The organism is Nocardia sp. PLKS1-43 (genome assembly GCF_059510335.1).
The window spans coordinates 272,941-299,047 of sequence record NZ_JCAJZQ010000010.1; the positions used below are offsets into that span (position 1 = coordinate 272,941).

General features: G+C 65.3%; 23 protein-coding genes. 9 read left to right on the plus strand and 14 right to left on the minus strand.

Going from position 1 to position 26,107, the window contains the following annotated elements; translation table 11 throughout:
- Positions 1-109: 109 nt before the first annotated feature.
- Entirely contained in the window at positions 110-361 is a 252-nt protein-coding gene (locus AC5WS7_RS29995; protein WP_495957954.1) for a hypothetical protein, read from the plus strand.
- A 61-nt stretch (positions 362-422) separates the two neighbouring features.
- Here AC5WS7_RS29995 and AC5WS7_RS30000 read toward each other — a convergent pair whose 3' ends face one another.
- A complete protein-coding gene (locus tag AC5WS7_RS30000) occupies positions 423-1,814 on the minus strand; it encodes an MmgE/PrpD family protein (protein ID WP_495957955.1) in 1,392 nt (463 codons plus the stop codon).
- 626 nt (positions 1,815-2,440) lie between these two features.
- On the opposite strand from AC5WS7_RS30000, the gene AC5WS7_RS30005 reads away from it, so the two are divergent.
- Positions 2,441-3,415 (plus strand): aldo/keto reductase, encoded by a 975-nt coding sequence (locus AC5WS7_RS30005; RefSeq protein ID WP_495957956.1) that lies wholly within the window; start codon positions 2,441-2,443, stop codon positions 3,413-3,415.
- A 66-nt stretch (positions 3,416-3,481) separates the two neighbouring features.
- On the opposite strand, the gene AC5WS7_RS30010 is transcribed toward AC5WS7_RS30005, so the two are convergent.
- The 3 genes from AC5WS7_RS30010 to AC5WS7_RS30020 form a co-directional block, all read right to left on the minus strand.
- On the minus strand, positions 3,482-4,183 hold the full coding sequence (locus AC5WS7_RS30010) for a type 1 glutamine amidotransferase domain-containing protein (RefSeq protein WP_495957957.1): 702 nt from the start codon (positions 4,181-4,183) through the stop codon (positions 3,482-3,484).
- 701 nt (positions 4,184-4,884) lie between these two features.
- Positions 4,885-5,733, minus strand: coding sequence for a hypothetical protein (locus tag AC5WS7_RS30015; protein ID WP_495957958.1), 849 nt, complete (start codon positions 5,731-5,733; stop codon positions 4,885-4,887).
- A gap of 29 nt (positions 5,734-5,762) precedes the next feature.
- Positions 5,763-6,284 (minus strand): type VII secretion system-associated protein, encoded by a 522-nt coding sequence (locus tag AC5WS7_RS30020; RefSeq protein ID WP_495957959.1) that lies wholly within the window; start codon positions 6,282-6,284, stop codon positions 5,763-5,765.
- A 466-nt stretch (positions 6,285-6,750) separates the two neighbouring features.
- On the opposite strand from AC5WS7_RS30020, the gene AC5WS7_RS30025 reads away from it, so the two are divergent.
- From AC5WS7_RS30025 to AC5WS7_RS30040, 4 genes are all read left to right on the plus strand, one after another.
- Entirely contained in the window at positions 6,751-7,863 is a 1,113-nt protein-coding gene (locus AC5WS7_RS30025) for a hypothetical protein (RefSeq protein ID WP_495957960.1), read from the plus strand.
- 534 nt (positions 7,864-8,397) lie between these two features.
- Positions 8,398-9,903: a WS/DGAT/MGAT family O-acyltransferase gene (locus tag AC5WS7_RS30030; protein ID WP_495957961.1), complete on the plus strand. Its 1,506-nt coding sequence runs from the start codon at positions 8,398-8,400 to the stop codon at positions 9,901-9,903.
- A gap of 260 nt (positions 9,904-10,163) precedes the next feature.
- Positions 10,164-10,364 carry a hypothetical protein gene (locus AC5WS7_RS30035; RefSeq protein WP_495957962.1) on the plus strand — a complete coding sequence of 67 codons (201 nt, stop codon included), beginning with the start codon at positions 10,164-10,166 and terminating at the stop codon, positions 10,362-10,364.
- 229 nt (positions 10,365-10,593) lie between these two features.
- The gene (locus AC5WS7_RS30040) at positions 10,594-11,151 is read left to right on the plus strand and encodes a TetR/AcrR family transcriptional regulator (protein WP_495957963.1); all 558 of its coding nucleotides are present in this window, start codon (positions 10,594-10,596) and stop codon (positions 11,149-11,151) included.
- Positions 11,152-11,190: 39 nt separating this feature from the next.
- Here the strand turns inward: AC5WS7_RS30040 and AC5WS7_RS30045 are convergent, their stop codons facing one another.
- Genes AC5WS7_RS30045 through AC5WS7_RS30070 form a run of 6 tightly spaced genes read right to left on the minus strand, consistent with a single transcriptional unit; the run spans position 11,191 to position 18,175 of the window.
- Positions 11,191-12,480: an MlaD family protein gene (locus AC5WS7_RS30045; protein WP_495957964.1), complete on the minus strand. Its 1,290-nt coding sequence runs from the start codon at positions 12,478-12,480 to the stop codon at positions 11,191-11,193.
- The gene (locus AC5WS7_RS30050) at positions 12,477-13,598 is read right to left on the minus strand and encodes an MlaD family protein (protein ID WP_495957965.1); all 1,122 of its coding nucleotides are present in this window, start codon (positions 13,596-13,598) and stop codon (positions 12,477-12,479) included. The genes AC5WS7_RS30045 and AC5WS7_RS30050 overlap by 4 nt, the downstream gene beginning before the upstream one ends.
- Before the next feature lie 25 nt (positions 13,599-13,623).
- A complete protein-coding gene (locus AC5WS7_RS30055) occupies positions 13,624-14,739 on the minus strand; it encodes an MCE family protein (RefSeq protein ID WP_495957966.1) in 1,116 nt (371 codons plus the stop codon).
- Positions 14,736-15,791 (minus strand): MCE family protein, encoded by a 1,056-nt coding sequence (locus AC5WS7_RS30060; RefSeq protein WP_495957967.1) that lies wholly within the window; start codon positions 15,789-15,791, stop codon positions 14,736-14,738. Before AC5WS7_RS30060 ends, AC5WS7_RS30055 begins: the two co-directional genes overlap by 4 nt.
- Before the next feature lie 12 nt (positions 15,792-15,803).
- Positions 15,804-16,841 carry an MlaD family protein gene (locus AC5WS7_RS30065; RefSeq protein WP_495957968.1) on the minus strand — a complete coding sequence of 346 codons (1,038 nt, stop codon included), beginning with the start codon at positions 16,839-16,841 and terminating at the stop codon, positions 15,804-15,806.
- Positions 16,838-18,175 carry an MlaD family protein gene (locus AC5WS7_RS30070; RefSeq protein WP_495957969.1) on the minus strand — a complete coding sequence of 446 codons (1,338 nt, stop codon included), beginning with the start codon at positions 18,173-18,175 and terminating at the stop codon, positions 16,838-16,840. Before AC5WS7_RS30070 ends, AC5WS7_RS30065 begins: the two co-directional genes overlap by 4 nt.
- Before the next feature lie 742 nt (positions 18,176-18,917).
- Between AC5WS7_RS30070 and AC5WS7_RS30075 the strand changes: the two genes are divergently transcribed.
- From AC5WS7_RS30075 to AC5WS7_RS30085, 3 genes are all read left to right on the plus strand, one after another.
- Positions 18,918-19,859, plus strand: a complete 942-nt coding sequence (locus tag AC5WS7_RS30075; RefSeq protein ID WP_495957970.1) for an alpha/beta hydrolase — start codon at positions 18,918-18,920, stop codon at positions 19,857-19,859.
- On the plus strand, positions 19,856-21,154 hold the full coding sequence (locus AC5WS7_RS30080; protein ID WP_495957971.1) for a cytochrome P450: 1,299 nt from the start codon (positions 19,856-19,858) through the stop codon (positions 21,152-21,154). The genes AC5WS7_RS30075 and AC5WS7_RS30080 overlap by 4 nt, the downstream gene beginning before the upstream one ends.
- 590 nt (positions 21,155-21,744) lie before the next feature.
- A complete protein-coding gene (locus AC5WS7_RS30085) occupies positions 21,745-21,948 on the plus strand; it encodes a cold-shock protein (RefSeq protein WP_495957972.1) in 204 nt (67 codons plus the stop codon).
- Positions 21,949-22,023: 75 nt separating this feature from the next.
- Here AC5WS7_RS30085 and AC5WS7_RS30090 read toward each other — a convergent pair whose 3' ends face one another.
- The 4 genes from AC5WS7_RS30090 to AC5WS7_RS30105 form a co-directional block, all read right to left on the minus strand.
- Complete coding sequence (locus AC5WS7_RS30090) at positions 22,024-23,259, minus strand: fatty acid desaturase family protein (protein ID WP_495957973.1); 1,236 nt, start codon at positions 23,257-23,259, stop codon at positions 22,024-22,026.
- 1 nt (position 23,260) lies between these two features.
- Positions 23,261-23,422, minus strand: coding sequence for a hypothetical protein (locus AC5WS7_RS30095; RefSeq protein WP_495957974.1), 162 nt, complete (start codon positions 23,420-23,422; stop codon positions 23,261-23,263).
- A gap of 297 nt (positions 23,423-23,719) precedes the next feature.
- Positions 23,720-24,394: a hypothetical protein gene (locus AC5WS7_RS30100; protein WP_495957975.1), complete on the minus strand. Its 675-nt coding sequence runs from the start codon at positions 24,392-24,394 to the stop codon at positions 23,720-23,722.
- 113 nt (positions 24,395-24,507) lie between these two features.
- Complete coding sequence (locus tag AC5WS7_RS30105; protein WP_495957976.1) at positions 24,508-25,620, minus strand: alkane 1-monooxygenase; 1,113 nt, start codon at positions 25,618-25,620, stop codon at positions 24,508-24,510.
- Positions 25,621-26,107: the final 487 nt, after the last annotated feature.

The window sequence follows — 26,107 nt, forward strand, 5'->3', positions numbered from 1 at the left end:
GTGACCGAATGGCCACCTTCACAATCCGATTCAGCGCACGCCATCCTGGGGCGGCCCGCACTGGTGGCCGAAGGAACAAGCGGTCGATACCGGGAAGAGGGTGCCGGACATGGATGACGTGCGCAGAACCGAAGTCGACGGCCTGCGGGTGACTTGGCGCTTGATCCGCCACCACATCATCGCAGTCATTGCCGTCACCTATGCACGGGACGCCACGCCGGTCGCCTCCTTCGGCCCAGACCACTTCCCCGACCTGGCGCAGGTTCGCGAACTGTTTCCAGAACTGGCGAAGCTGTGGGACGCGGTCCGACACGAATTCTGGACCAGCTTCATTCCGCCGCAGCACCAGCCGCAATCGTGAATTCGAAAGCACTCGGCACGATTGTGCGCGGGCCGCAAGGCCCTCCGCTGAATCTCGCCCGCTATAACCGTTGTCGGCTGCGGGGGCGGCGCGCCTCAGGACTCACTGCCCCGAGCAGCCTGGTGAGCTCGGCGATCGGAATGTCCTGCAGGTGCTCGACCGCAGTGATGATGTCCCCCCGGAGGCCGTCATCGGCGAACGGCTCACCGAGCCAATGGAACTTGTCGATGACACGTTCCCACGACATCGGCCGCGTCGGGGATCCTTCGAAGTCGGATTGCTCACGGTCCAACCCGCGCCCGTCGTGCAAGGCGACGTGTACGCGGGCCGAAGTCCGTTCTGGGTAGGCCGCGGTCAAGTCTGCGGCCGGCCGCACGTCGACGCGGGTCAGCAGATCTTGGACATCGCTGCGGCGGACTCGCGCGGTCTCGAGCTGTTCAGGTCCGACCTGCCCGTCGAGAAGCGCCACCGCGCTGAGGTATTTCAGGTTGTAGTCGGCCTGTTCCTTGGTCCAGGGGTGGTCTTTGTCGCCATAACTACCGCCGCCCGCGAAGTCGTATGCGCCTTGGAAGACCTCGAGGGTCACATGAGCGACGTCGTCACCGCTGAGGTTGTACTCGTCACGTACTGCCAGTATCGCGTCGATGATCGCTTGGCCGTGGATCAGCGAGCAGTACTGTTTGAGATAGGTCTGTTCGACAGCGGTCAGTGAATGGTCGACGGTGCGGAAGTCGATAGGCTGGTCAAGCAGTTGGACCAGGCCGAGGGGACCGTCGATCAGTGCTTTCGGGCCGGTGACTCCACGCGCGGCCAACAGCGTTGTATAAACGGCGCGCATCCCGGTAATGGCCGGCGAGATGCCCTTCCAGTTCGACACGGGTTCGGTATGCACCGCCGCCAGTGAGACGTTGTCAGCAGTAGACGCGGCGATGGCCGCCGCTGTGCCGTCCGCGTCGAGTCCGAGCAGTTTCGATGCCCCGGCCGCAACGGACATCGCCAGCTGAAGCGCATGGTTGAGCCCGCGCGCCATCAGCGGAACCTGCGCGCTGAACCGGCATTGCACCTCATAGGCGAGTGCCAACGCCAGCAGGAAGTCCGCGCCGGTGGCCTCGACGTGTTCGGCCATCGCGAGGACGGCGCCGAAATTGTCGGCGGGATGACACAGCCCGCCGGGAGTCAAATAGGTGTCGAGTAGATCGGGATAGCGCACCAGCACGGCATTGAAGAACGCTGCTTGGTCAACCGAGGTGCGCCCTCCACCGATAAACGTGGTGGTGGGCCGGCTGCTGAATTGTTCGGCCTGTGCCCGTATCGCGGGAATGAGCTCGCCGTCGAGGGCTCCCAACGCACACGCGATGCTGTCCAGCACATTGCGCTCGAGCATCTGCAGCGACACTGCGGGAATGTCGGAGAAGTTGGTGTCGACAACGAACCGGCCGAGATCATCTACCACGTGAGTTGCTGTCATCTGCAGGGCCTTTCGCCGGAGTGCGAGCCGCCGCAGTTATATTGCGTTTGGCAAGTCGGTGCACGCCCCCGAGTTCTTGCCCGGCGGGTTGGCTGGTGCTCATGTCGACGATCCCGACAAATTGTGTGACGACACGCGACAACTCGTGATTATCGATATATAAATTGATTTATCCACACCGCCGATACAACAAGCATGACGTCTCCACAAAGAAACACGCCAAGCAATACAGAAAGAGTTTACTCGCACCGCGCAATTCCAACAAGCAGAGAAGACGTTCGGATTACCGAGACCCTATTCGTGGTGACCGGAGCGAGCGATTGAACGCTCGAGGATGGCGCCAGGCATCCGACGGGTTGCCGAAAAGTTCGCAGCCCCGTACGGCGAACCCACGAGAGCTGGCCATCTTCGACGGCGCAGCAAGTTCTGGTTCGCCCCCCGATCGGGGGAATGCCGCACCGACGAGTGCTGGGAGGTCAGGCCTATCAAAGGAAGGAATCGTGTCCTGGCCCAAGTGCGGATCCGCCGCTTACGGTCCGAATAGCTGAACGGTCGACTGCTTTCGTCGGCTGCGGCGATCCTTCGCACCGGCACGAAAGGCAGAACACGAAGTGCGTACCACCACTCTTGGCAGTCAGGGCCCGCAGGTCGGCGTCATCGGCTTGGGCGCGATGGGGATGAGCTTCGCCTACGACATGGCGACCCCGCGTGACGAGGCCACTTCTGTCTCGGTCATCCACCAGGCCCTCGAACTGGGGATGACGTTGATCGATACAGCCGATGTCTACGGCCCGTTCACCAACGAGGAACTCCTGGGCCGGGCCCTGGTCGGCCACCGGAACCGAGCAGTGATCGCCACCAAGGTCGGTATGGAAGCGATCGATCCGACAGGCGGACCCGGCGGATCACCGCTGGTGCGGCCCAACGGCCGGCCCGAGCACGTCCGCGCTGCCATCGACGCAAGCCTGCGCCGACTGGGCACGGACCATGTCGAGCTGTACCAGCTCCATCGTGTCGACCCTGAGGTCCCGATCGAGGAGACCTGGGGCGCCCTGGCCGAGGCCGTCACCGCCGGCAAGGCTCGCTACCTCGGCCTGTCCGAGGTGAACGTGGAGCAGATCCAGCGCGCCCAGGCCGTGCACCCGGTCACGACCGTGCAGTCCGAGTTCTCCCTGTGGACCCGGGACGTCCGGGCCGAAGTCCTGCCGTACTGCGAGGAGCACGGCATCGGCGTCCTGCCGTACTCGCCGCTGGGCCGTGGTTTTCTGGCGGGTCGTTTCACGTCCTTCGATGAACTGCCACAGAGCGACCAGCGTCGTCGTCTGCCCCGCTTCCAGCAGGACAATCTGCGCGCCAACCTGGACATTGCGGCGAAGGTCCGCCGGGTAGCCGAGCGTATCGGGGTGACTCCGGCACAGGTGGCGCTGGCCTGGCTGATGGCTCAGGGACAGCACATCGTGCCGATTCCGGGGACAAAGACCCCGAAGTACCTCATCGACAACGCGGGCGCGGCAAACGTCCAACTGTCCGGGGCCGACCTGGCCGATCTCGACGCCATCCCGGCCCCCACCGGCGCGCGCTACTGACCTGGCGCATGCTACGTCAGGGATCGGGGCGTTCTGTGCTGGGTGGCCGCTGGGCGGTCCGCGTTCCTACTTCAGGATTTCCAGCATCCGCTCGCCCAGAACCGCGGCGGAGTGCGGGTTCTGGCCGGTGACGAGGTTACGGTCCTCGACCATGTACGGCTCCCAGATGGGGCCGCGGCTGTAGTTGACCTTGACCTTCTCCTTCAGGTCCGTCTCCAGCAGCCACGTGGCCCGTGAAGCGAGGCCGACGGCCTCTTCCTCCTCGTTGGAGAAGCCGGTGACGTTGTAGCCCTGGAACGGCGAGACGCCGTGGATCCTGGTGGCCAGCATCGCGGACGGCGCGTGGCACACGATGAACAGCGGGTTGCCCGACTCCAGCTGCGCCGTGAGCAGGCGGCCCGCATCGGCGTCGAACGCCAGGTCGGCCATGGGGCCGTGGCCGCCTGGCAAATAGACCGCCACGTAGTCCTCCAGGCGCACGTCCGACAACTCGAGCGGCCGACGCAGAGCCTCCGCGTCACGGATGATCGCCTCCAGGTCCAGCGCGGCCTGTTCACCGCCCGCCATCGAGGGGCGCAGGCTCATCATGTCGACATTCGGCGTGGTGCCACCCGGAGTGGCGACGACGACTTCGTAGCCTGCGTCGGTAAGCATCTTGTAGGGGTTGGCGAACTCCTCGGCCCAGTAACCGGTCGCGTACCTCGTGCCGTCCTCGAGCACCCAGTACGTGGCCCCGCTCACGATGAACAAAATCTTCGGCTTTGACATTAAACACTCCTCTCCGATCGGCCCCTTCCTCCAGCCTGACACCCGCCCCTCCCGGCGCCCGCGCCCAGCCATCTTGAAACCTTGGATTCCAGACATCGACAGGCGCGCACCTGCGTTGCCCGAAACGCCGGGGTATGCAGTCTCCAAAGTGCAACTGCGCACTGAGGCGGTGACCGAGATTCCGCTGCGAGAGGGCCCATTGATCGGGTAGTTCGAGTCGACGACACGATCCGGCGGCAGCCGGTCCGCGCGCCGAGTTCGTCCATCAGCTGCAGGCTTTTTTAGGGCCGACGCATTCAATTTGGCTTCGGATAGCCGAAACCCGTTTCAATCGTCAGCGTTCCCCAGGAAAACCGCCGGTCAGCGCCGGTCCCATCCTTATAGCGCCCCGCCGGGGGCACCAAGAGGCTGTAACCATCACCTAAAGGCCAGGCCGCAGGTACGAATCCTGCCCGGGCACCAACCTGCGACGACGTTTCCGCAGGTGAGTGCGTTTCCCGACCCGCACAACACTCCGTGTCGCCAACGCGAACCGAAACATACAGGTCGAACAGTTGCCCTGGTACGAATCGGCAGGGAAACACAAACATGGGCAATCCCGCCCGCAACCGGGATCAGGCCCCGCTGGCAACCGAGCAGCCTGCGTGCCATTTCGAAGCGCGGCAAGCGCTTTCGCTTGCGCAGCAGCCGCCAGGGAGCGCTTACGGCGGATCTGCCCCGGACGGGCGCGAGATCGTCGTAATCGGCGATATGGGATCGCCCGAGGCGTCCGTCACCTGCGCGGCGCCGAGGTCGGCCTCTCCGGTGACCGGATTGGACGGCCAGATGACCTCGTTGATGAACCCGTGCACCCTCCCGGTGAGGGCGCCCGATTCATGTAGATGTCCCGCCGTGCCCTCCAGTGCGGAGCCCTCGGGAGATCCGGCGAAGCATGAGATCAGCACGAGGTCCTTGTCCTTGGCGGCCCCCGCCGCTCGGTTGAAGTACCTGTTGGCCTCGAGCAACTTGCCGTACTCCGTACCGTCCAGGCCGACAACAGTGCTCCGGCGTCCGAACAGGGTCCACCTGCTGACTGTCACGTCGTACGAGGCCGTGTTGCCGTGGGCGTGTGCGTAGATGGTGTCCCTGTCGGCCCAGGGCGACGTCTTATACGGGCCGAAACCCCACATGTGCTTCACACCATCGCCGTCGTACGTGGGAATCATCTCCACGTCCTGGTATTTGGTGGCGGCGTTCCGTCTAGGCATGCGAGCCCACTGACGCAGTTCCTTGGCATCGTCGGCCTTCGATGGGAACGATACCCCGATGACCTCGCCGTCGGACGCCCGCAGGGGGATGCTGCGCACCTGACGCGCATTGAACCGCAAAGACTTTGCGCCGTCGCTGGTACCGCGTAACTCGACGTTGTTGTCGCGCCATGGTATTCGGTTCGCGCCATCGTTATCGACCAGTTCCCGGGCAGCCGCCCCGATTCGCTCCCGGGTGTCGATCAGGCGGGCACCGATTGCGTCAGCCCCCTCCTTCAAGCCTTGACTGAGCCGCTTGCTCACCTGCTCGAATTGCCATGCGAGTCTGCTCATCAGCCACGTCGTTCCCCGCGCCGCAGTATCCCGGCCCTGAGCCGGAACTGAGCCGACCCGCCAGGATTGAACAGGATGTCAACCCCCGGCGGAGTTACCTCAGGCAGGCAATCGCCGCTGACGGACAGCCAGCGGTCCGCCGCCACCCGCCGCTTGTGCGCCTCTGCTGTGACCACCGCGACGCACAACACTCCGTCCGGAGCGTGACCCACCAGCGGCGTACCGCGATCGTCACATCCGATCTGCAGCACCGCATCGAGCACCGCGGGCACGATCTGGTGCCCGACATCCCCGCCCGCGGCGAAAAGGCGCAGCACCGCATCGAGGGGATCGGTAGGCATGGCGGCATCGCGGGGGCTGTAATGGGGGTTGGGTTGGAACGGGCCAGGTTTACCGGACTCGCCGAGCTTCCAGCCGCCGACCATCGCCACCGTCGGAAGTGGCGAATTCGGGTCCCATCCCGGTTCCGGCAGGACGACCCACTCACCATCCCCGTCGAGACCGCGACCGACCTCGTCCATCTCAACCCGCCGGTTCGCAGCGAATTCGTCCTCGGCTCATAGCAATATCCCAGCTGCTCGTAGCGTCGACCCTCGACACCCTAAACTCTTGTCCACATCCTCGCCGCGGCGTTGTCGCCACCACGAGGAAGCCCTGATTGCGATTACGAGCCCCACCGGTCCGACGAACAGGGACCACCTGCCAGCCGGCCCAGTACTTGCGGAAGGCGTTGTCACCGTCCTCATGGGCAACATTTTGGTCAGCCGGGACACGGTGCCCACCCGCCGTGGTGAACGACGTTCCGCTGGTGTCGACGCCCAGCCACGACACGCCGGACCGCGCAATCTGCAGGCCCCCACCGACGATTCGGCTTCCCGCCAACGGTAAGCCAGCCGCGCGCAGACAGACATACGATGCGAATCGTTCACACAGTGCGCCACGAGTTGGATGCCCGTCGGCTATCTGCAGTCGATCGAGGGAGCCCCTATGACCAGGTGCGCGCATTTCGTCGGTAGCCTGCCCGAGGCCCTGATGACCAGCGATCGAGAAGTCCTGGAGTGGTTCGCCGACCACAGTGACAGCTGGCCGTTGACCGCAGTGCCGCGCGACCTCGATGCGGGCTGGGTCGTCGCCTATCTGCGTTCTCTCGAAGAACGCAACGCCTTCGATGTCGTCCGCGCGGGCGACTACGCCGACTACAGCGATATGCGCAGTTACGGTGTACGGCCCGGCCACGTTTTGGAACCACGCGATGTGGCGATGGGGCGCGTCGAGCGGATCGGTGCGATCGTCTCGGAATTCGAGTCCCTGCAGCGCAGCCGCCCGGAGTTGGCGAACAAGCGCGTTCAGATCAGCCAGCCCAACCCATTGGATCTGGCACTATACGTTTTCGCCGGCGCAGCGGTCTCGCTCGGTCTACCTGTGCTGCCCGCCGTGCGCAACCTCGATGCGGTCGTCACCGCACTTCGGCATTTGCCGGTATTCACGGCCGCGGTACTGCAGGAGATGTCCGAGGTGACCGCTCGGTACGGAGATCACGTTGTATGGCAGGTGGAATCACCGATCGCAACGCTCGGCATCGTCAAGGCCGAACAACTGCGGGCCCAGTGGCCATTGGGGCCGTTGCTGGCGCACCAGCTCGGCGGATTTCTCATCCGTACCCACGAGATCAGCGCGACGACAACCCTGCACCTGTGCTATGGCGACCACAAGCACCAGAACCTGCTGACTCCCAGCAGTTTACGGCCGGTGGTGAACCTGCTCGGCCAGCTGTCTCGACTACTGCGCAAGCGCGGGGTGCCGCTGCCGGTCGTGCATGTTCCCTGCGCCTACGGTGCCGATCCGGCGCCGTTGGACCCGGCGTTCTACCGTCCGCTGCGACGACTGGATCCCGGCTGGCAACTGATCGCGGGTGTCGTCTGTCCCGACGATGTCGACAACAGCATCCGCGCGCTCACACTGTTCGAACACGCCTCGGGCCGTAACGCGTACGGGGTGGCCACCGCGTGCGGGCTCGGCCGGCGAACCGTCGACGATGCTCGGTCCGCAGCCGCAGCCACCATCACCACCGCACGCGCCGACATCGTTGCGGTCGCCTGACCACGTGAACCTTCGAGCTTCACATGGGAACAACCGGCTGACCCAGACACGTTCGATGCAACCTTCAGACTGGATACGAACCACCGATGACCAGGCGTTTTCCGGTTGCCCATATTTTGTTGCTCCGGGCGGGCGGCCGTGACGGATGCCGCACTCCTGCTCGAGGGGACGATATCGCGCACCAACCACGGCTGCTGCGTCTACCTCCGCCACACCACCGACCTACCCGAAAGACGCCGTCAACCCATCGCGCACCACGCCACGACCGTTCTGGACAGATGTCCCGCGTCGATTGTTTGCACACACTTAACGAGCTGTAACTCTCGGCCCAGCCCACGAACCCGTCATCGAAACTAGACTCGTGCCCTCGGTCTCGGAAATCGAGACGGTCTCTCCGTTCGAGCAACGATACGCGAACCCTGTACCCCGCTCCACGATGCGCGGTGTCACGCAAGATATCCGGGATCAATGCCGTGCGGTTATCCCCGACCTCGGCGCATCCATTCCGGAACCGACACGATCGGCAGGAAACTCATGGGCAACTCGGACAGCACAGTTCTCGACGGTCGTAGCACGACCGTGCGCATCGAGACGCCGGGTCAAGCACTGGGCACAGACCGAGCGGGCGCGATACGGCCCCCTTCGGCAACGACTATTCCGAACGCAGCAGTCTTCGGAAAGCCACGGCAACTGAGTGCACTGGACCTGTACCTGCTGGACAGCGAATCGGTCTCGACGCCACTGCATGTCGGCGCGCTCATGCTCCTCGACTCCGCCGATGCACCGCGCGGCCCGCTCGATATCAAGTCACTGCGCCGATTGTTCGCCGCTCGGTTGCACCTGGTGGCACCGCTACGGTGCCGCGTGCGCACCGTCCCGCTCGGTCTCGACCAGCCGTACTGGGAAGACTGTGCGACCGTCGATCTGGGCTACCACGTCCGCGAGGTACTGCTGCGTGACGGCGCGACCGATCGGGACCTTGCCGCGTATGTCGCGCGGCGGCACGCCCAACCACTCGAGCGATCTCGCCCACTGTGGGAATGCCACCTCATCTCAGGACTCACCGATGGACGCCAAGCCGTCTACACCAAGGTGCACCACGCCGTGATCGACGGTGTCTCGGCGGCAGAGATCATGGCGGCAGTCCTCGACATCTCCGAAACACCCACGGCCACACCACTACCCGCGGACGGCATGCGCCGCGACCGGACCCCTTCCGCCATCGAAATGCTCGCCCGCAGCGTCCCGAACGCGGTCACCCGGCAATCGACGCGCGCACACGCCATGCTCGGCGCGGGGCCGGCGCTGCTGCGTGCCCGCGACGATCTGCACCACAAGCATCCCGATGTGCCGTTCAACGGCCCGACCACCGCCGCTCGCAGTCTCGCGTACACCTCGCTGCCGCTGGACAAGATCAAGTCCATCAAGAAATCGGTCAACGGCACCGTCAACGACGTGGTGATGGCACTGTGCACCTCGGCCCTGCGCAGCTGGATGCACGACCACGCCATCCCCACCGACCGGCCGCTACTGGCCGCGGTGCCGGTATCGGTGCGAACTCCAGAACAGTTCGGCTGCGCGGGAAACCAGTTCTCCATCATGCTCTCGCCGCTACCGATCACCGAACCCGACCCGCACCATCGACTCGAACTCCTGCACAGCGATCTACTCGCGGCAAAGGACCGGTTCGGTACGCAACCACCGACCCTGCTCCACCAGATCACCGCACTGCTGACACCGGTCGGACACGGCATGCCCACCCGAACCCTGCTCCGAGCCGCCGCAGCCGCCCTACCCCTGGCCAACCTGATCGTGTCGAACGTTCCGGGACCGCAGATACCCTTGTACCTCAACGGAATCCGCGTCCTGGCCAGCTACCCCGTCTCGGTCCTGACCGAGCTGTCGGGCAGCCTCAACATCACCGTCATGTCCTACGACGGACATCTCGATTTCGGCATCCTCGCCTGCCCCGACGCCGTTCCCGACATCTGGGACATCGCCCGGCACCTCGAACACGCGCTGACCGAGCTGCATCCCTGACCGGGCATAACCTTCCCCGCGTTCTGCCTCCTGGTTCTTGCGGCACTGGTCCGGTCCGCACTGCCGCGGGGCCACTGGAACTTCTTCCTCGCTCCGGCTACCGCGCTGCCGGCGATCCTGACGGCGACGACGATCCGGGACCATCCGAACGGGCCTTCTCAGGCTTCAGGAAGTAACTCCGGACAGCGCCGGCACGCACGTCACCTCGGTGCCATCCGGCCAAACCGGCGTTGCGATCGCACAAAGCGATAGCCTGACGTATGGCCTTCGTCGTATATCTTGCCGATTCGACCGCCGTAGACTACGGAGCGGGCTACAGCTACACCTTCGGCCCGAGTGGGGTGCTCGCGGTGAGCACCGCCGGCGTTGCCCGGTTCTATGCGCCCGGCTACTGGACCCAGCTCGACGAGTACACCGCCGACCATCCGCCGAACCGTCATGCGACCGGCCGTCAGTCGTAACAGCTCGGTGTTCGATGCCGACTGTGGTCAGGCTTTCGGCCATGACGATGCGGTGCGCCTGCTGCGCGGCGGCCGCACGCACGCCGTCGTCCATGTCACCCATGGGCTGTTGCCGCCATGAACCCGGAAGCATCGATACCACCACGAAAACACCCTTCCCGCGAGAATTGTTGGATAGAATTTCTCATTGCGAGGAGAATTTGGCATTTCTATCAGAGGGTGTGGGGCCGTGTCGACAAGGGACTGGCTGATCGGGCGGGACCGTCAGGCCGAGGCGTCCGACCGGATCTATGCTGCGGCAGCGGAATTGATCGCCCGCGACGGGCTCGACGCGTTCACGATCGAGACGTTGGCCGCGAAGATTCATTGCTCACCGGCGACGATCTATCGGCACGCGGGCGGCAAGGGAGCGATTCGCGAGGCGGTGATCGGCATCATCTCGGCTCGCATCGTCGAACTCGTGCTCGAAAGCATCCGGACGCTCGAGGGGCCGGATCGGGTGGTCACCGCCGTCGTGGTGGCGTTGCAACGGATCCGGTCGCATCCGTTGGGCCCGATGGTGATCGGTTCGATCCGCAACGGGCGCGACGGTGCGTGGGTCACAGAGTCCGCGGTCGTGGAACGGCTGGCCGAGGAGATGATCGGCGGCCCGCAACCGGATTCGGTTGCGGCGCAATGGTTGCTGCGTGTGGTCTTGGCCTTGTGGTGCTGGCCGGTGAAGGATCCCGACGTGGAGTATCAGATGCTGAAGAACTTCCTGGGACCGGCATTCGCTCAGGGCGAATGATCTGAGCGATATCGGCCGGGCACCGGAAGCGGCCAACGATCATCGTTGGGGTGCATTGATTTTCGGGACATGGGGGCCGCCGTAGGGGGTGGGAATGGTGAGCGGCCCGGTCGGTGTGTGGTCGGCCCGTTGCCGGGGGTCGGCACCGGGGGGTGTGGTGCCGGTGTTGTCGCCGGGTGGGCGGGGTGCGTTGGCCGCGCCGCGAACCAGTACCGATGGGTCGCGGTTGTTGCAGCGGGCATTGAGGTAGGGCTCGGGGGAATCGGGGTTGCTTCCGACTGATCGTGGGAGGTCGTAGTCGCAGGCGTAGCGGGGATAGATGCTGACCAGGGCCCAGATCCCGCCGCCGTGGAATCCGGATCTGATGGCGTCCAGAACCGAGCCGGTGCGCTGTTGGGGGAAGAAGAATTCCCGCAGGGCGGGCACGTGCCCGTTGGCCATGCGGGAGGTGGTGGTGAGATTGGCCAGGATCTTCACCATGTTGTCGGAGTTGTCGGCGATGAGGTGATCGATCGCGGTCAGCGTGGCGGGTGTGGTGTCGACGAGTGTGCGGTAGCCGCCGGTCATCGATGAGATTCCCGCTGTTGTCCGGTTCAGGTGGGCCGCGGTCGATTGCAGTGTGGGCGCGGCGTTTCCGAGTGTGGCCAGCACGGTTTTGCTGTTGTCCAGGACTGCGGTCGTGTGCGGCAGCACCGATCCCAGGGTGGTGAGCAGGAACATGCCGCCGTTGAGGATGTCGGCGAGTTTGTCCGGGCCTGCGGGGCCGGCGCCGACCTGGTGCACGATGGTGGCGATCTTGGCCGGGTCGATTTGGTCGAGGGTGCCGCTGGCATCAGCGAGCACGGTGGCCATCGGGACCGGGATCGCGGTGTGCTCGGGGGTGATCACCGAGCCGTTGGACAGGTAGGGGCCGTGGTCGGCGCGAGGCAGGAAGTCGAGGAATTGTTCCCCGGCCGCGGACAGTGACATAACTCGTATATCGCCGTTGGCGGGGATGTGGATGTCCGAATCGATGGTGGCCACAGCGACGATCTTGTTCGGTTCCAGCTGTACCGATTGCACACGGCCGACCCGCGTTCCGCGCAGGGCGACGTCCTGGCCTGGCAGCAGGCCACCGGACTCGGCCAGTTCGACCCGGACCTGGTATTGCGATCGGAGCGGATTGAAATCCAATGAGCCCAGCATCAGGTATCCGGTACCCAGGACCAGGACCAGCGCCAGCGCGAGCACCGAGGTGAGCGTCCGGTGGCGGGTGCACAGGCGGACGGTGACGACCGCCGCGCGGGCGGGTGGCTCGAGCAAGGCGTAGGCGAGGCCGCGTGGGTTCATCGGTGGGGTCCCCTCAGGTGGTCGTTCACGCGGTCGAGGGTGTATTCGAGGGATCCGACGAAGTTCACCCAGTCGGTGAGGCCGGGGGCTCTGGCGCCGGAGTCGGCGGGGGTGTTCGGGTCGGGAGCCGCGCCGAGGGCGAGTTTGGCGACGTCGACGTCGACATGAGCCGAGGAGGCGTCGGTGACCTTCACGATGATCGGCAGGATGCTGTTGAGGCCGTTGAGGTCGACGTTCGGATTGGTCGCGGCGGTGTTGAGGCCCGCGGCGAGCTTGTTCACCGACTCGATCAGGCTGCCGTCGTTGGTGCCGTTGACCGAGGGGAAGCGGGCCAGTTGCCGGGAGATCCGGTCGACCTGTCCGATGAGGTCGACCATGTTCTGCGTGTTCTCGCCGATGACCTGCAGTGCGGGTCCGGCAGCGGCGACGGCGTCGCCGAGGCCGTTGCTCTGCGCGGCCAGGGTGGCGCTGAGGTCGGCGGTGGTGGCCAGCACGCCGCGGATGCTGTCGGTGCGGGCGGCGAGGCTGTTCACCAGTTGTGTTGTCTGCTGGATCATTTCGGCGAGCCGGTCGCCGCGTCCGCCGACCGATTTGCCGAGGTTGTTGGCCAGCCGGGTCAGGTTCTCGATGGCGCCGCCGCTGACCAGGAGCGAGGCGCGGGTGAGCAGTTCCTCGATCGTGGCTGCCGCTGAGGTCGACGGCAGCGGGATGCTCGCCCCGTCGCTGAGATCGGGGACCGCGGGGTTCGGGTGCGCGGGCGGGATCAGTTGGACGAAGACGTCGCCCAGCGGTGTGGCCGAGCGGAGTTCGGCGGTGCTGCCGCCAGGTATCCGCACACCGGATCTGATGCGCATCGACACCACCGCGGTGTAGTTGTCGGCCTGCATCGAGGCGACCTCGCCGACGTCGGCGCCGTCCAGCCGGACCTTGGCTTTGGTCGGCAGGTTGAGCGCGTTGTCGAAGGTGGCCGTCAGTGAGTAGCTGCCGCTGCCCACTCCCGGTGCTGGTAGTGGCAGTGTGTCCAGACTGGTCGAGCAGCCGGTGGCCGTCCATGCCGCGATCGAGACGGTCACCGCGGCGGCAATGCCGCGCAGGCGTGGTGGCACTGGTGGTCGCATTGTCGTTGTCTCCTCGATGACACTGCTATTTCGCGGGCACTCCGGCCATGACCGAGAGCATTTGGCCGATGCCGAAATCCGGTCCCATGTCGCGGGGAGTGCCGGTGGCGCAGCCGAGGTCTTTGAGTCCCATGAGGTTGCAGGCCTCTTTGAGCATCTGGCCGTCGAGAAAGAATCTGTCGAGGCTGACGGTGGCCCGCAGGGCGCCGATGTTCTGGTCGATGGCGTTATAGGCGTTGTCGGCGACCAAGGGGAAGTTGTCGAGGAACTCGGCGATGTTGTCGTTGTAGTCCGCCAGGGACGTGGTGAGTGTTTTCGAATTGGCGGTGAGTTGTTGCAGGTTGCCGCGGTTGCGTTGCAGCAAGTCGGTCACCGCGACGATGATCTGGTTGAGCTGGGCTCCGGTGTCGCCTGCGCCCAGGTTCTGATCGGCGAGGATGTCGCTGAGTTGGGCTATGCCCGAACCGAATTCGCGCAGGGCCTGTTCGTTGTGGGCCGCCGCGGCGGTGAGGGAGTCGAGATTGGCGGCGACGGTGGTGATGGCTCGGCGGGTCGCGTCGCCGTTGTCCGGGCCCAGTTGCAGCGCGCGGGACAACTCGCTCATCGCTTGACGCAGGTTGTTGCCGTTGCCGGCGGCGATCTGGGATCCGGTGTCCAGCAGCCCGCCCACCGGCCCGGGGCCCTGGCCTTCGGTGCCCAGTGCTTTGGACAGTTTGTCGGCCATTGACATCAGGCTGTCGAATTCCACCGGGGTGTGGGTGTGGTCGAGGCCGATGACGGCGTGATCCGGCAAGGTCGGTCCGCCGTTGTAGGCGGGGGTCAGTTCGATGTGCCGGTCGGTCAGCACCGAGTCCGACACCGTGGCCGCTTGCACGTCGCGCGGGATCTCGACCCATTTGTCGAGGTTCAGGGTCACCTCGGAATATGTTGCGCGAGGATGGATGGCCGCGACCTTGCCGATCCGCATGCCCAGCACCGAGACCGGGTTGCCGACGTACAGGCCGTTGGTGTTCTGGAACTGGGCGGTGACCGTGTTCGAGGTGTCGGCGAGCGCGGCCGACGGTGCGCCCGAGCATCCGGCCGCCAAGACCGCCGAAGCCACGACGAGAGCCAGTTTCGCCACGCGGACAGCGGATTTCATTTGCAGTCCTCGAAGTAGGGAGCCCGGTTGAGTTGTTTGGCGTAGCCGCTCAGCGCGCACATGAACGAGTCGATGAAGGCGCCGTCGGGGGCATTGCCGACAAGTTCCTGGCCGGTGCCCAGGGCGTTGGCGAACAGCCGCCACGGCACCGGCAGGATCTGCAGGATGTTGCGCAGCAGGTCGTCGCGCCCGGCGAGTATCGCGGTCATCCGGGTCAGGTTGCTCAGCAGCTGCTGGATTTCGGGCTGATCGCCCGCGGCGATCGGCTCGAGCCGATGCACCAGGGTGGTCGTCGCATTCAGCAATGTTTCGATCGCGTGTTGACGGGCGATGATCTGCGCCAGCACATTTCGGCCTTGGCCGATCATGGCCCCCAGTTGGCCCTGTTGGTTGCGCAGCGTCGTGGTCACCTGATCGGTGCTGGTCAGCAGGGAGCCGATCTGGTTGCGGCGGTCGGCGATGATCGTGGCGAGGGACCGCATGTTCGTCAGGACTCGAGGTATCGCGGCGGGAGTTCCGCGTAGTTGGTCGCTGAGTGTGGTCATCGTCTGCGCGATGCGGTCCGCGTCGATCGTGCTGAAGGTGGTGGTGGCGTCCTGCAGCGCGCTTTGCAGATCGTAGGGCACCTGGGTGTCGGCCAGGGGGATCTTGTTGCCGGGCAGATGGCCCGTGCCGGCGGGTTGCAGTTCGACGTAGCGCGAGCCCAGCAGTGTGGTGAGTTTGATCGCCGCGTGGGTGCCGATTCCCAGTGGCAGCCCGCGGCGCAGCTCCATCGTCACCACCACGTGATCGTGAGCCAGCCGGACCCCGGTGACGGTACCGACCTCGATACCAGCGAGAGTCACCCCGTTGCCGGCTTCGACGCCGGCCGCCTGCGCGAAGTCCGCCTGGTATTCGTCCTGCCCCGCGTGCAGGGAATGAGCGAAGAGGGTGGCCCCGACCAGGACGGCCAGGAGCGTCAGCGCGGCGGTGCCGATACCGACCAGGCTCCGCTCGGCCAGCGGGCGTGCCCGCATCCGCACCAGCCGGCCGCACGTCCATCGTGTGATCATCGTCTGGTTCCTTTACCTGCAGATCGGGGAGTATTCGGGCCGATGGCTCGGTGTGGTGGCCCCGAGAATCGTCGAGAGCAGCGGGTCCACGCCGGGGAGGATGCTCGCGGTGACGTTGCAGACGTAGGCGTTGAGGTACGCGCCGGTGTCGGTGATGCGGGCCAGGGATTTCATCAGCAGTGGCAGGTTGTTTCCCAGGTACGCGAACTTCTGCTGGTTGTCGATGAAATGCTGAGCGAATCCCGGCTGCCGGCTCATGAACTGGTTCATCGCCGGCGCGGCGCCCGCCACGGTCTGCGAGGCTCGTCCCAGTACCCCGGACAGCGACTCGACCTGCCCGAACAACGCGTCACGGTTCCGGGCCAACCCGTCGAAGATGCTGCGGGTCTGCTGCATGACCGTGGCCAGGTTGCCGCTCTGGCGCGCCAGCTCGCCCAGCACCGTGCTGAGGTTGGCGATGACCTGGCCGAGTATCTGGTCGGGACCGGCGAATGCTTGTGCCAGCGAAGCGGTTTCGGTGATCAGGGTGGTGACCGCGCCGTTGTCTCCCTGTAGCGCCCGCACCAGTGCGTTGCTGATGTTGTCGACCTGCCGGGGATCCAGCGTGCTGAACAGTGGTTCGAAACCGTTGAGCAGCTTGGAGATATCGAACGAAGGCTCGGTATGAGACAGCGGGATCTGCCCGCCCGGCCGCAGCACGCGCGGGTCGCCGAACGCGCGCAGCGACAGCCCGACATACCGCTGCCCGATGAGGTTCTGGTAGGTGATCGAGGCCGCGGTATTCCCGTACAGCTTCTGGCGCTGCTGAATCCGAAAAGTCACCTTCGCTCGGACCCCGTCGAGATCCACCGCCTGCACCCGCCCCACACGCACACCCGCCATGCGCACGTCGTCACCGGCGTGCAGACCCGACACATCGGTGAAGATCGCCGAATACGTATCGGTCCGACCGCTGACGCTGCGCGCGAGCGTCACGTAGATGGTCCATGTCGCGGCCAGGCAGACCACCACGAACACGATCAGCCATGCCAGGGGTTTGCGATAACTCACCGCGGTCCCTCCTTACTCGCGGGACCGGGCGGGGCCGCGGGGACAGGTGCGCCCGGCGCGGGTACCACCCGCACGTCCGAGCCACGCAGCAGCGGACCGAACAGCAGATCCGCGGCCGGGTTGGGGACGCCGCCGAGCAATGCGGCGATCTTCTGCTGTTCCTGGCTACTGCCGACCTGACCGACGTTCCCGCCGATCAGGCTCAGCGGATCCTGCGACGACGCGGCTTTCGGCCCGATGATCGTGGGCTCGCCGGCCGGTGCGCTCGTGCAACTGGGCCCGGCCAGTGCCCCGTAGCGCGGACAGTCCGCACGGGTGTACTGCCGGTGCGGGGTCAACTCGACGATCGCCTTGGCCGTGATGCGCTGCGTCGCGGGATTCCAGACACCGGCGAACGGCGGGACCAGATTCTGCAGCGACAACTCCATCTGAGTGAAATGTCCACTGCCATCAGCGATTACCGCCAACGCCGGGGAAATCTCCGCGGTGATTCCGGTGATCGTCGCGGTGTTGTGCTCCAATGCTGTGGCCACCCGGGAGGACGTGGTCGACCCGCCGGTCAACGGCGCCACCAACTGGTCCCTGCGCTGGGCCAGCACCTGCATCGGGCCGATCGCATTGTGCACCGCGCCGAGCAGATCCGGCGCCGAAGCCCGCAGGCCGCCCAGCGCCTGCGCGAGCGCAGCGAGCGTGGAACCGGTTCCGCCGGGCGACATCTCGGCGTTGAACGCCTCGGCGATACGCGACAGATCGGCGCCGGCCTGCACCGCCTCGGCCCCGTCACCGGACGTGGCGCGTTCGACCACGGCCAAGATTCCCAGCGCCGGATCCGAGCCGGATCGTCCTGCCGCAGCAGCGATCCGGGTCAGCGCGGTCAGGGAGGTCTGCAGCTGCACCGTCGCCGAGCTGCGATCCTGGCCGATGTGCGCTCCCGCACGCAACGATGCGCCCGAACCGTTGTAGACCAACTGCACCGACGGCACCGCGAACGCGTTGCTCGGCACCACTCGCGCGGTGACCGTGCCCGGAATCGCGGACACATACGCAGGATCCAGATCGATCCGCACAGTATTCGGGCCGCCATCGGTCGAGGCACTCACCGACCTCACCCTGCCGACCAGCACACCGCGATACTTCACATCCGCTTTCGGCGGCAAACCATCCCCGACATCGACCAGATCCGCGGTTACCCGGACATCGTGCGCGAACAGGCCCTCGAACTTGGCGAACACCGCCACGAGGACGATCGCGAACACCACCAGCAGACCGGCCCCCCGCAGAAACAACCGCGTATTCGACAATGCCCTGCCGTCGGACTCGAATGCGATCGACATCGATTCACCCCCGTGCCCGCGCGCCGGCGAACGAGCCGTGGATCATCGGGCCCTCGATGATCCCCACCCTGACGCTCGCCCGCACCGCGCTCTCGGCTGTAACGCCGGAACCGGGTGCGTTCGCTGTCGTCAACAGTGACATGCGAGCCAGATTGACCGGCCCTGATCGGGCCGGTCAATCGCTCGGCGGAAAGTTGAAATCTCCCTCGCGACCGCACCGGCCACCCGTCTCTCACACGAACTCACCTACCAGGGGATCGATGGTCGACCGAACCCGGCGGTTCTCTCGAGACAAGGAAAACCCACGCACCGGCGGTACGTCGTTCCCCGCGATGCGCCACCGCTGTCCGATGTGCGTGAGCGCCTCGGCTGCGGTGAGCGGTAGGCGCCGAAGACGATCTCGACAGTGCCGGCGCCCGATGATCCGACGGCAGGGTGCCCGGCCCGCCTGACAACCCGACGTTTTGTCATCGTGCGAGAGCCACCCGGCCGATCGCCGACATATGCACTGGTCAATGCGGGTGCGTGCGAACTGGTTCCGGTGAGGTCGCACCGGGTGCCTTGCGAGTTGGCGCCAGATCGTTGACGAAACACGACCGCGTCATCTGAAGTGATTGACGAGCCGTCCTCGGCTCGGCCGACCCCATCGCCACCAGGTGTGCACGAGGCACCGGCCGCGCGGTCGTCCGGACCTCGACTGCACATCCCCTCGCCTCGGACCGGTGCACGCGAAGGAATACTTATGTCCTACAAGGATTTTCACCCTGATCTTCGCCTGGCTGCCCGATTCCTGCCGCGCGGCACGGCCCCCAACCACACACGCATGCGGGTAATGCGCGGCCTCGAATCGGTCCCGCGGCCGAGCAACGCCCGAGCACAGAATCTGCGATTGGACGCCGGCATGAGCGTGCGGATCTACCGTCCTACCGCACACACCGGTCCGGGGCCCGCGCTGTTGTGGATGCACGGCGGAGGCTATGTCATGGGCACCGCCCGACAGGACGACCGATATTGCCGCCGCTTCGCCGATGCGCTGGGGCTCACGGTGGTATCGGTGAATTATCGGCTGGCCCCTGAACATCCGTACCCGGCCGCACTCGACGACTGCCGGACAGCGTTCGAATTCACGGCCGGTCTGCCCGAGGTCGACCCCACTCGCATCGCGATCGGCGGGATGAGCGCCGGAGCCGGACTGGCTGCCGCACTCGCGATCCGGCTCCGCGACCAGGCCGCGATCACCCCTGCCTACCAACTGCTCGTCTACCCGATGCTCGACGACCGAACCGGGTCGGCGCCGCACCCGCATGCGGATCGTTTCCGATTGTGGGACCAGGCATCCAACACCTTCGGCTGGCGGTCGTATCTCGGCGACGCCGATCCCGCTATCGCTGTCCCCGCCCGGCACACAAACCTGTCGGGACTGCCGCCCACGTGGATCGGTGTCGGCACCCTGGACCTGTTCCACGACGAGAACCTCGACTACGCGCGCCGCCTGCGCGCCGCTGGAGTGCCCTGCGAATTCCACGCGGTCGAAGGAGCATTCCACGGGTTCGACGAGATCTTGCCGAACACCACCGTGGCACGGGAGTTCTTCACCGCACAGCACGCCGGGTTGCGCGCGGCCCTGGCAATCGACCGAGCGCGGCGCGTTCGCTCCCCCCACGGAAAAGAGCTTCGGCAATGACAATCCTTCACCACGCACGAGGCGCCGCCTCGGCGATCAAACCACTGGCCTCGGCCGTGCAGCTGAACCTCCTCGGCGCCATCCGGACCAGACAGCGCGGGGTCCGCGGGTGGACCGGCGCGATCAACACCGACTACGACCCCCTCGATCCGGCCACCGCGGCCGATCCCTTCGCCGCCTACAGAGAACTCCACCGAGGCGGGCGGGTGCACTACAACCCCGCACGCGCCACGTGGATCGTGAGCCGCAACGCCGATGTCCGCGCCGCGCTCCGCGACACCGAGAAGATCACCAGCACCCAAGGCGTGACACGGATACGAATGGCCGGCGACGTGGTCGTACTCACCGACGGCGATCAGCACCTGCGCCTGCGCAAACAAGTCCAGCCCGGATTCACCAAAGGCGCACTGGACAACTGGAGCACGATCGTCGACCAACTCGCCACCGAATGCGTGAGCGACCTGCTGGCCGCCCCCGGCTCCGATGTCGTCCAACGACTCGCGATCCCGCTGCCCCTGCGATTGATCGCCGGCATCCTCGGCGTCCCCGACACCGACATCGCCGACTTTCGACGCTGGTCCGAAGGCTGCGTCCAGATCATCAACTTCTCCCTCACCCCCTCGGGGATCGCCAACACCGCCCGATCGATCCGCGCGGTCATGGACCTACGCCGATACTTCCTGCACCAGTTGGCAACCGGCCACCTCAAAGGCTCGAACACCGTGCTCGGGCGGCTACTGGAATACAACACCGAAGGCGCCCTCACCGACGACGACCTGTTCCACGTCGCGATGCTCCTGCTCATCGCGGGCAACGAGACCACCACGAACCTGCTCGGCGGGATGTTCCACACACTCGCGCAGAACCCCGAACAATACGACCTCATCCGCGCCGACCCTGACCTGATCCCGCTCGCCGTCGAGGAACACCTGCGGTACACCAGCCCACTGCAGAACCTCTACCGCTACACCCGCACCGACTACCAGATCGGCGACGTCACCATCCCCTCCGGATCCCGGGTACTGCTGTCCTTCGGCGCCGCCAACCGCGACCCGCACGCGTTCGAAGCCCCCGACGAATACCGAGCCGACCGAAACCCCCGCTCCCACATCGCTTTCGGATACGGACCCCACATGTGCCTCGGAGCCCCCCTCGCCCGCATGGAAGCCCAGGCAGTCCTGCGCGAACTCGTCCAACGCGTCACACGAATCTCTCTCGCCGGACCCACCACATGGTCCACCAACAGCTCCCTGCGCGGCCCCACCACCCTGCCGATCCGACTAACCCCCGCATAAGCCCCACCGCTCTGCCGCGCCGACCACCGGTGGGCAAAACGGACACAGACCAGATTCGGTCAGACAGGCCGGCTCCTGAGACAACGGCTACCGCCGAACAACGGGCAAACCAATGGACCCACGGTTGGAGGCAAACCGAACTTCAATCCGGCTTCCGGTAGTCGTATCCCGCACCAACCGTCAACATGCCCAGCAAAGCCGCTGTTCAGCGTAGGTCCCACCCTTATAGTGCCCGCCGGGGGCACCGACCTGTGACACCGCCGGACCGGCATTTTTCGGGCTCGGCTGGGCCGGTAGTCCACTGCGGCTCCGCGTCAACCGGACTACGCGATATGCGTTAAGCGTGGGATAGGTTGTGCGGCAACAACTGTGGCCCGTGCCGACAAGATTGATCGGCGAACGGGCCGAGTCCTGGCCGGCGAATGACATGCTCCGCGAACGGCGCACTGTCTCGCCGCCGCCCTCCTGCGGACTCCATGTGCACTACGGCACTCTTTTGGGAGACGGTTGCGGAACGTGGCACAATCATCGCCGAGTACGGGTTGTTGAAATGATCGCTCGGCTCACTACAGGAAGTAACAAGAAAAGTAATGACGCAAGGCAGTGTGAAGTGGTTTAACAGCGAAAAGGGCTTCGGGTTCATCGCGCAAGACGGTGGCGGCCCGGACGTTTTCGTCCACTACTCCGAGATTTCCGGGGGCGGGTTCAAGTCCCTCGACGAGGGTCAGCGCGTCGAGTTCGAGATCGGCCAGGGACAGAAGGGGCCGCAGGCCCAGCAGGTCCGCGCCATCTAGCAGCCGGCAAGCATGAAACCCGCGCCATGGCGCGGGTTTCTTGCTTTTCGAAGCCGGAAGGCTCGACGGTGCCGCCTAAGCGTCAGCGTCCGTGGACTTCTGCCTGTCGACTGTCGCCGCTCGCAGCGCCGCGCGCAGCCCGCGCCGCCGGCCTGGCCGCACTTCGGCCGTATCGAACGTGTTGTGGCCGTAGAACTTTCGCTCCGAAGCAGTTTCGGGGGCGTCATCGCAGGTGGCGGTCAGGAAGCGGTCGGGCAGAGCCAGTTTGTGGATGGTGCGCAGGGTCAGCAGGTACTGGCGCAGCAATGGACCGCTGGTATAGGGCAGGTCATATTTGTCGCACAAGCTCCGCACCCGCCCGGCGATCTCGGCATAGCGATTGCTGGGCAGGTCGGGAAACAGGTGGTGCTCGATCTGATAACACAGATTTCCACTCAGAAACCGCAGCACCGGTCCGGCATCGAAGTTCGCGGTACCGAGCATCTGCCGCAGATACCACTCCGGCCTGGTCTCGCGGTCGACCACCGCGGCGGTGAACTTCTCCGCCCCGTCAGGGAAATGACCACAGAAGATCACCAGGTAGGCCCACAGGTTGCGCAGCACATTCGCCGCGATGTTCGCCGTCAACGTGCGACGCCAGCCTCGCCCGCTCAGCGCCGGAAACAGCACATAATCCTTACCGGCCTGCCTGGCGATTTTCCCGAGCAACGCACGAGCCTGGGTGCGCTTGTCCGCTCCGGACCTCGCGCGGGCCCATTCGACGTCGAGGCCGTGGATCGCCACACCCCACTCGAATGTGGCTGCCAGCACCAGGTTCTGCAACGGCTGCACCAGCATGTACGGACGCCAGCGCTGATCGCGGGTCACGCGCATCAGCCCGAAGCCGATATCCTCGTCCAAGCCGAGAACATTGGTGAACATGTGGTGCCGATAGTTGTGGCCGTAACGCCACTGCGACGACAAGCCGGCCATATCCCATTCCCAAGTGGTGGAATGGATCTCCGGATCGTTCATCCAATCCCACTGACCGTGGCACACGTTGTGGCCGATTTCCATGTTCTCGACACTCTTGGCCACCGCCAGTCCGATCGCCCCCAGAGTCGACCCCAGCCTGCCACGGCTCACCGCGATCACCACCCGTGCCGCGGCGTCCAGGACCCGCTGGAACGCAATCGTGCGGCGGATGTAGTTCGCATCGCGCATCCCGCGCTGATCCTCGATGTCGTGACGGATTTCGTCGAGCTCACGCCCCAGCGACTCGATGTCGACCGCGCTCATATGCGCGTAGGCAGCAACCTGTGTTATCGCCATCTCAGCGCTTGAACACGCCCCTCAGGTTGTGCTCCAGCCAGTCGAAGGGGCCACGGCTCTCCACTCTGGATTCAACGGGTCCGGCAGCGCCGATGTCACGCAAGCGCTGCTCGATGCCACCCTTGGCGACCCGGATTCGATGCGTGATCTTGTTCTCGGTCATCGGAAAAGATCCCGTCCCCGGATGTGCGATTCGGCCACGGCGACCGGATCAGCCAGCCGTTCGACGCACGTACCAGTTATCACTACACCCTAGCCCCGATTGCCTCACCCCGAGCCGCCGAGTTCGACCTACAGCCGAGTCGGCACCGGAAATCCGGCTGACCATCGCCGCAAGGGCGTGAACGACGCCACCGCTGCGGATGAGCGAACTCGAACAGACACCATTGCCGAGCGCGTCACTCGAAGACCGCCGGTGATGTCGCCGCCTCAGCGACACCGGCGGTGGTTCCTCGAGAGGTCAGGGCAGCCGTTCCAGCAGCCACCGTCCCTGTTCTTCGGTCAACCACGAGGAATCGGCGGGCGCCGCGGGCGCGTACAGGGCGTCGTCGAACATCGACAGGTCGAACATCGACAGGCCGGTGTCGACGGGTGTGGTCAATCCTTCGAAGTCGGAGACTCCGTCGGTGGTGATCTTGAGGGTTCTGGGCAGCATGGGCATATTGCCGACGTCGAAAAGTGCGTTCTGTTCGGCCGCGGTGGGCTTGATGCTGTCCAGGCAGATGTAAACACCGACGCGGTGGTCGACTCCCTCGTATTCCAGCTTCGCCAGTACATAGCGCGCCAGCAATGCGCCCCATCCGACGCCGGCCAAGACTGTGCGGCGCCGGCGAGGGCAGCGCTTTGCGGTCTCCAGGACCGCCGATCTGACCGTGCCGACCGCGGTGTCCCAGTCCGCGTCGGAGTCGTAGCCGACGAGGATGACGTCCTTGCCGCGCCGGGCGAGCAGGGAGCCGAACGGATAGTCGGGGCTGTTCACCGTGTCGGCGAACGCGTCCAGCGATGTGCCGTCCCGGTCACGATCGGGGACCAGGAGCACCGGGGCGCTCACCTGATGTCCCTCGAGCAGATACGCCCACGCGGCACCGCCGTTGTCGAGCGTCCATTCCTGCGACGGTTTGCTCTTGACGGTCATGATCGAACCCTCCTGGAGCGTGAGAGCGAATGAACCACCGAAAACCATCCGTGAATCTGCCGCTTCCCCACGCGACCCACCGGTGAAAGAGGTGCCACCACCACGCGCACTGCTCATGGCCCCTTGTTCACGAGTGTCATATCGCCGCGGTAGTGGGCCAGCACCCGGCGATCCATCACCCTGCGCCACAACGGCGGGATCAGGGCCAGTACGACCATGGTGGCGTAGCCGTAGGGCAACTGCGGCGACTCCTCGGAGCTGCGCAGGGTCTGGTAGCGACGGCCGGGGTTGGCGTGGTGGTCGCTGTGGCGTTGCAGATGGAACAGGAAGACATTGGTCACCAGACGGTCGCTGTTCCAGCTGTCGCGCGGTGAACATCGCGTGTAGCGGCCGTCGGCGCGGCGCGCGCGCAGCAAGCCGTAGTGCTCGATGTAGTTCACCGTCTCGAGCAGGACGATGCCGATCATCGCCTGCACTATCAGGAAGGGAATGATCACGGGCCCGTAGACGAGGATCAACGTACCGAACAGCACGGCGCTCATCGCCCATGCCTGCAGCAGGTTGTTGTCCGGGCTCAGCCACCTCTTTCCGCGCTGGGACAGGCGTTTTCGTTCCAGGACGAGCGCCGAGCGGAAGCCGCCGACGATCGTTCGGGGCATGAACTGCCAAAGCGACTCGCCGAATCGGCCGCTCGCCGGATCTTCGGGTGTGGCGGCGCGGACGTGGTGGCCGCGGTTGTGCTCGACGTAGAAATGCCCGTACAACGACTGCGCCAGTGCGATTTTCGCCAGCCAGCGTTCGAGGCGTTCGACTCGATGGCCCAGTTCGTGTCCCGCATTGATACCGACGCCGGACACGAATCCCATGGTTGCGGCCAGCCCCAGCTTGTCGACGAGGTCGAGCTCGGGACTGGCCCACATATATCCCGCGATGACCAGGCCGATGAACTGGATCGGCAGGAAAGCGTAGACGCACCAACGGTAATAACGATCGTTCGACAGTGCCTCGTAGTCCTCGTCGCGCGGATTCCTGTCGTCGACCCCCATCGCGATGTCCAGGATGGGAATCACCCCTAGCACGGCGATCGGGCCGATCCACCAGAACAGTCCGAGCCCGGTCCACTGCACCAGTTGTGCGGGTAGTAGGGCACCCGCGGGCGCCAGCGAACTCAAAACCCAGAGGTAGCGCTTGTGGTCGCGAACATCGTCGCGTCTGAAAACCGTCATAGCCGTCTCACTCATCCAACTGAAGGGATCAACCGGGGTGTGGCTACAGAAACGGTCACGCAGAACTTGATAACCAGAGAATAGCTGGTCCGCGACACACCCCTCAACAAGAAAGTGAAAATCGCCTCCTGACAGCGCGCTCATCGCGCACATGAGGCCAGAATCCGTCCGCAGCAGGGGAATTCGCGGATCTGCGGCGCCGTTACGCGGCGCCGCGGGCCCGGGGCGACACGGGCCGTTCGGCGGCGCGACCGCATCCCCAGCCGGGAAACGCGCCATTCCAGGCCGTCAGGATTCGAGTCCCTGACCAGCCTTCGACACGCAGTGCGTTATCGCGTTCCCATCCCCATCGTCCGCTCCCGGACAGCGAAAGGTACTCCCGTCCCACCACACATGGTCGACGGGAGTACCCCGCGAGGTCACAGCTGTACCGAACGGGCCGGATCTACGGCACCGGTACAGCCTGGTCGTAGCAGCTCAGTGGGGC

What these genes read in the sequence shown, in the direction of transcription:
- AC5WS7_RS29995 (WP_495957954.1), top strand. Translation starts at nt 110, where the DNA reads ATGGATGACGTGCGCAGAACCGAAGTCGACGGCCTGCGGGTGACTTGG.
- AC5WS7_RS30010 (WP_495957957.1), bottom strand. Translation starts at nt 4,183, where the DNA reads ATGTCAAAGCCGAAGATTTTGTTCATCGTGAGCGGGGCCACGTACTGG.
- AC5WS7_RS30020 (WP_495957959.1), bottom strand. Translation starts at nt 6,284, where the DNA reads ATGGACGAGGTCGGTCGCGGTCTCGACGGGGATGGTGAGTGGGTCGTC.
- AC5WS7_RS30025 (WP_495957960.1), top strand. Translation starts at nt 6,751, where the DNA reads ATGACCAGGTGCGCGCATTTCGTCGGTAGCCTGCCCGAGGCCCTGATG.
- AC5WS7_RS30030 (WP_495957961.1), top strand. Translation starts at nt 8,398, where the DNA reads ATGGGCAACTCGGACAGCACAGTTCTCGACGGTCGTAGCACGACCGTG.
- AC5WS7_RS30035 (WP_495957962.1), top strand. Translation starts at nt 10,164, where the DNA reads ATGGCCTTCGTCGTATATCTTGCCGATTCGACCGCCGTAGACTACGGA.
- AC5WS7_RS30045 (WP_495957964.1), bottom strand. Translation starts at nt 12,480, where the DNA reads ATGAACCCACGCGGCCTCGCCTACGCCTTGCTCGAGCCACCCGCCCGC.
- AC5WS7_RS30050 (WP_495957965.1), bottom strand. Translation starts at nt 13,598, where the DNA reads ATGCGACCACCAGTGCCACCACGCCTGCGCGGCATTGCCGCCGCGGTG.
- AC5WS7_RS30055 (WP_495957966.1), bottom strand. Translation starts at nt 14,739, where the DNA reads ATGAAATCCGCTGTCCGCGTGGCGAAACTGGCTCTCGTCGTGGCTTCG.
- AC5WS7_RS30060 (WP_495957967.1), bottom strand. Translation starts at nt 15,791, where the DNA reads ATGATCACACGATGGACGTGCGGCCGGCTGGTGCGGATGCGGGCACGC.
- AC5WS7_RS30070 (WP_495957969.1), bottom strand. Translation starts at nt 18,175, where the DNA reads ATGTCGATCGCATTCGAGTCCGACGGCAGGGCATTGTCGAATACGCGG.
- AC5WS7_RS30075 (WP_495957970.1), top strand. Translation starts at nt 18,918, where the DNA reads ATGTCCTACAAGGATTTTCACCCTGATCTTCGCCTGGCTGCCCGATTC.
- AC5WS7_RS30080 (WP_495957971.1), top strand. Translation starts at nt 19,856, where the DNA reads ATGACAATCCTTCACCACGCACGAGGCGCCGCCTCGGCGATCAAACCA.
- AC5WS7_RS30085 (WP_495957972.1), top strand. Translation starts at nt 21,745, where the DNA reads ATGACGCAAGGCAGTGTGAAGTGGTTTAACAGCGAAAAGGGCTTCGGG.
- AC5WS7_RS30090 (WP_495957973.1), bottom strand. Translation starts at nt 23,259, where the DNA reads ATGGCGATAACACAGGTTGCTGCCTACGCGCATATGAGCGCGGTCGAC.
- AC5WS7_RS30095 (WP_495957974.1), bottom strand. Translation starts at nt 23,422, where the DNA reads ATGACCGAGAACAAGATCACGCATCGAATCCGGGTCGCCAAGGGTGGC.
- AC5WS7_RS30100 (WP_495957975.1), bottom strand. Translation starts at nt 24,394, where the DNA reads ATGACCGTCAAGAGCAAACCGTCGCAGGAATGGACGCTCGACAACGGC.
- AC5WS7_RS30105 (WP_495957976.1), bottom strand. Translation starts at nt 25,620, where the DNA reads ATGACGGTTTTCAGACGCGACGATGTTCGCGACCACAAGCGCTACCTC.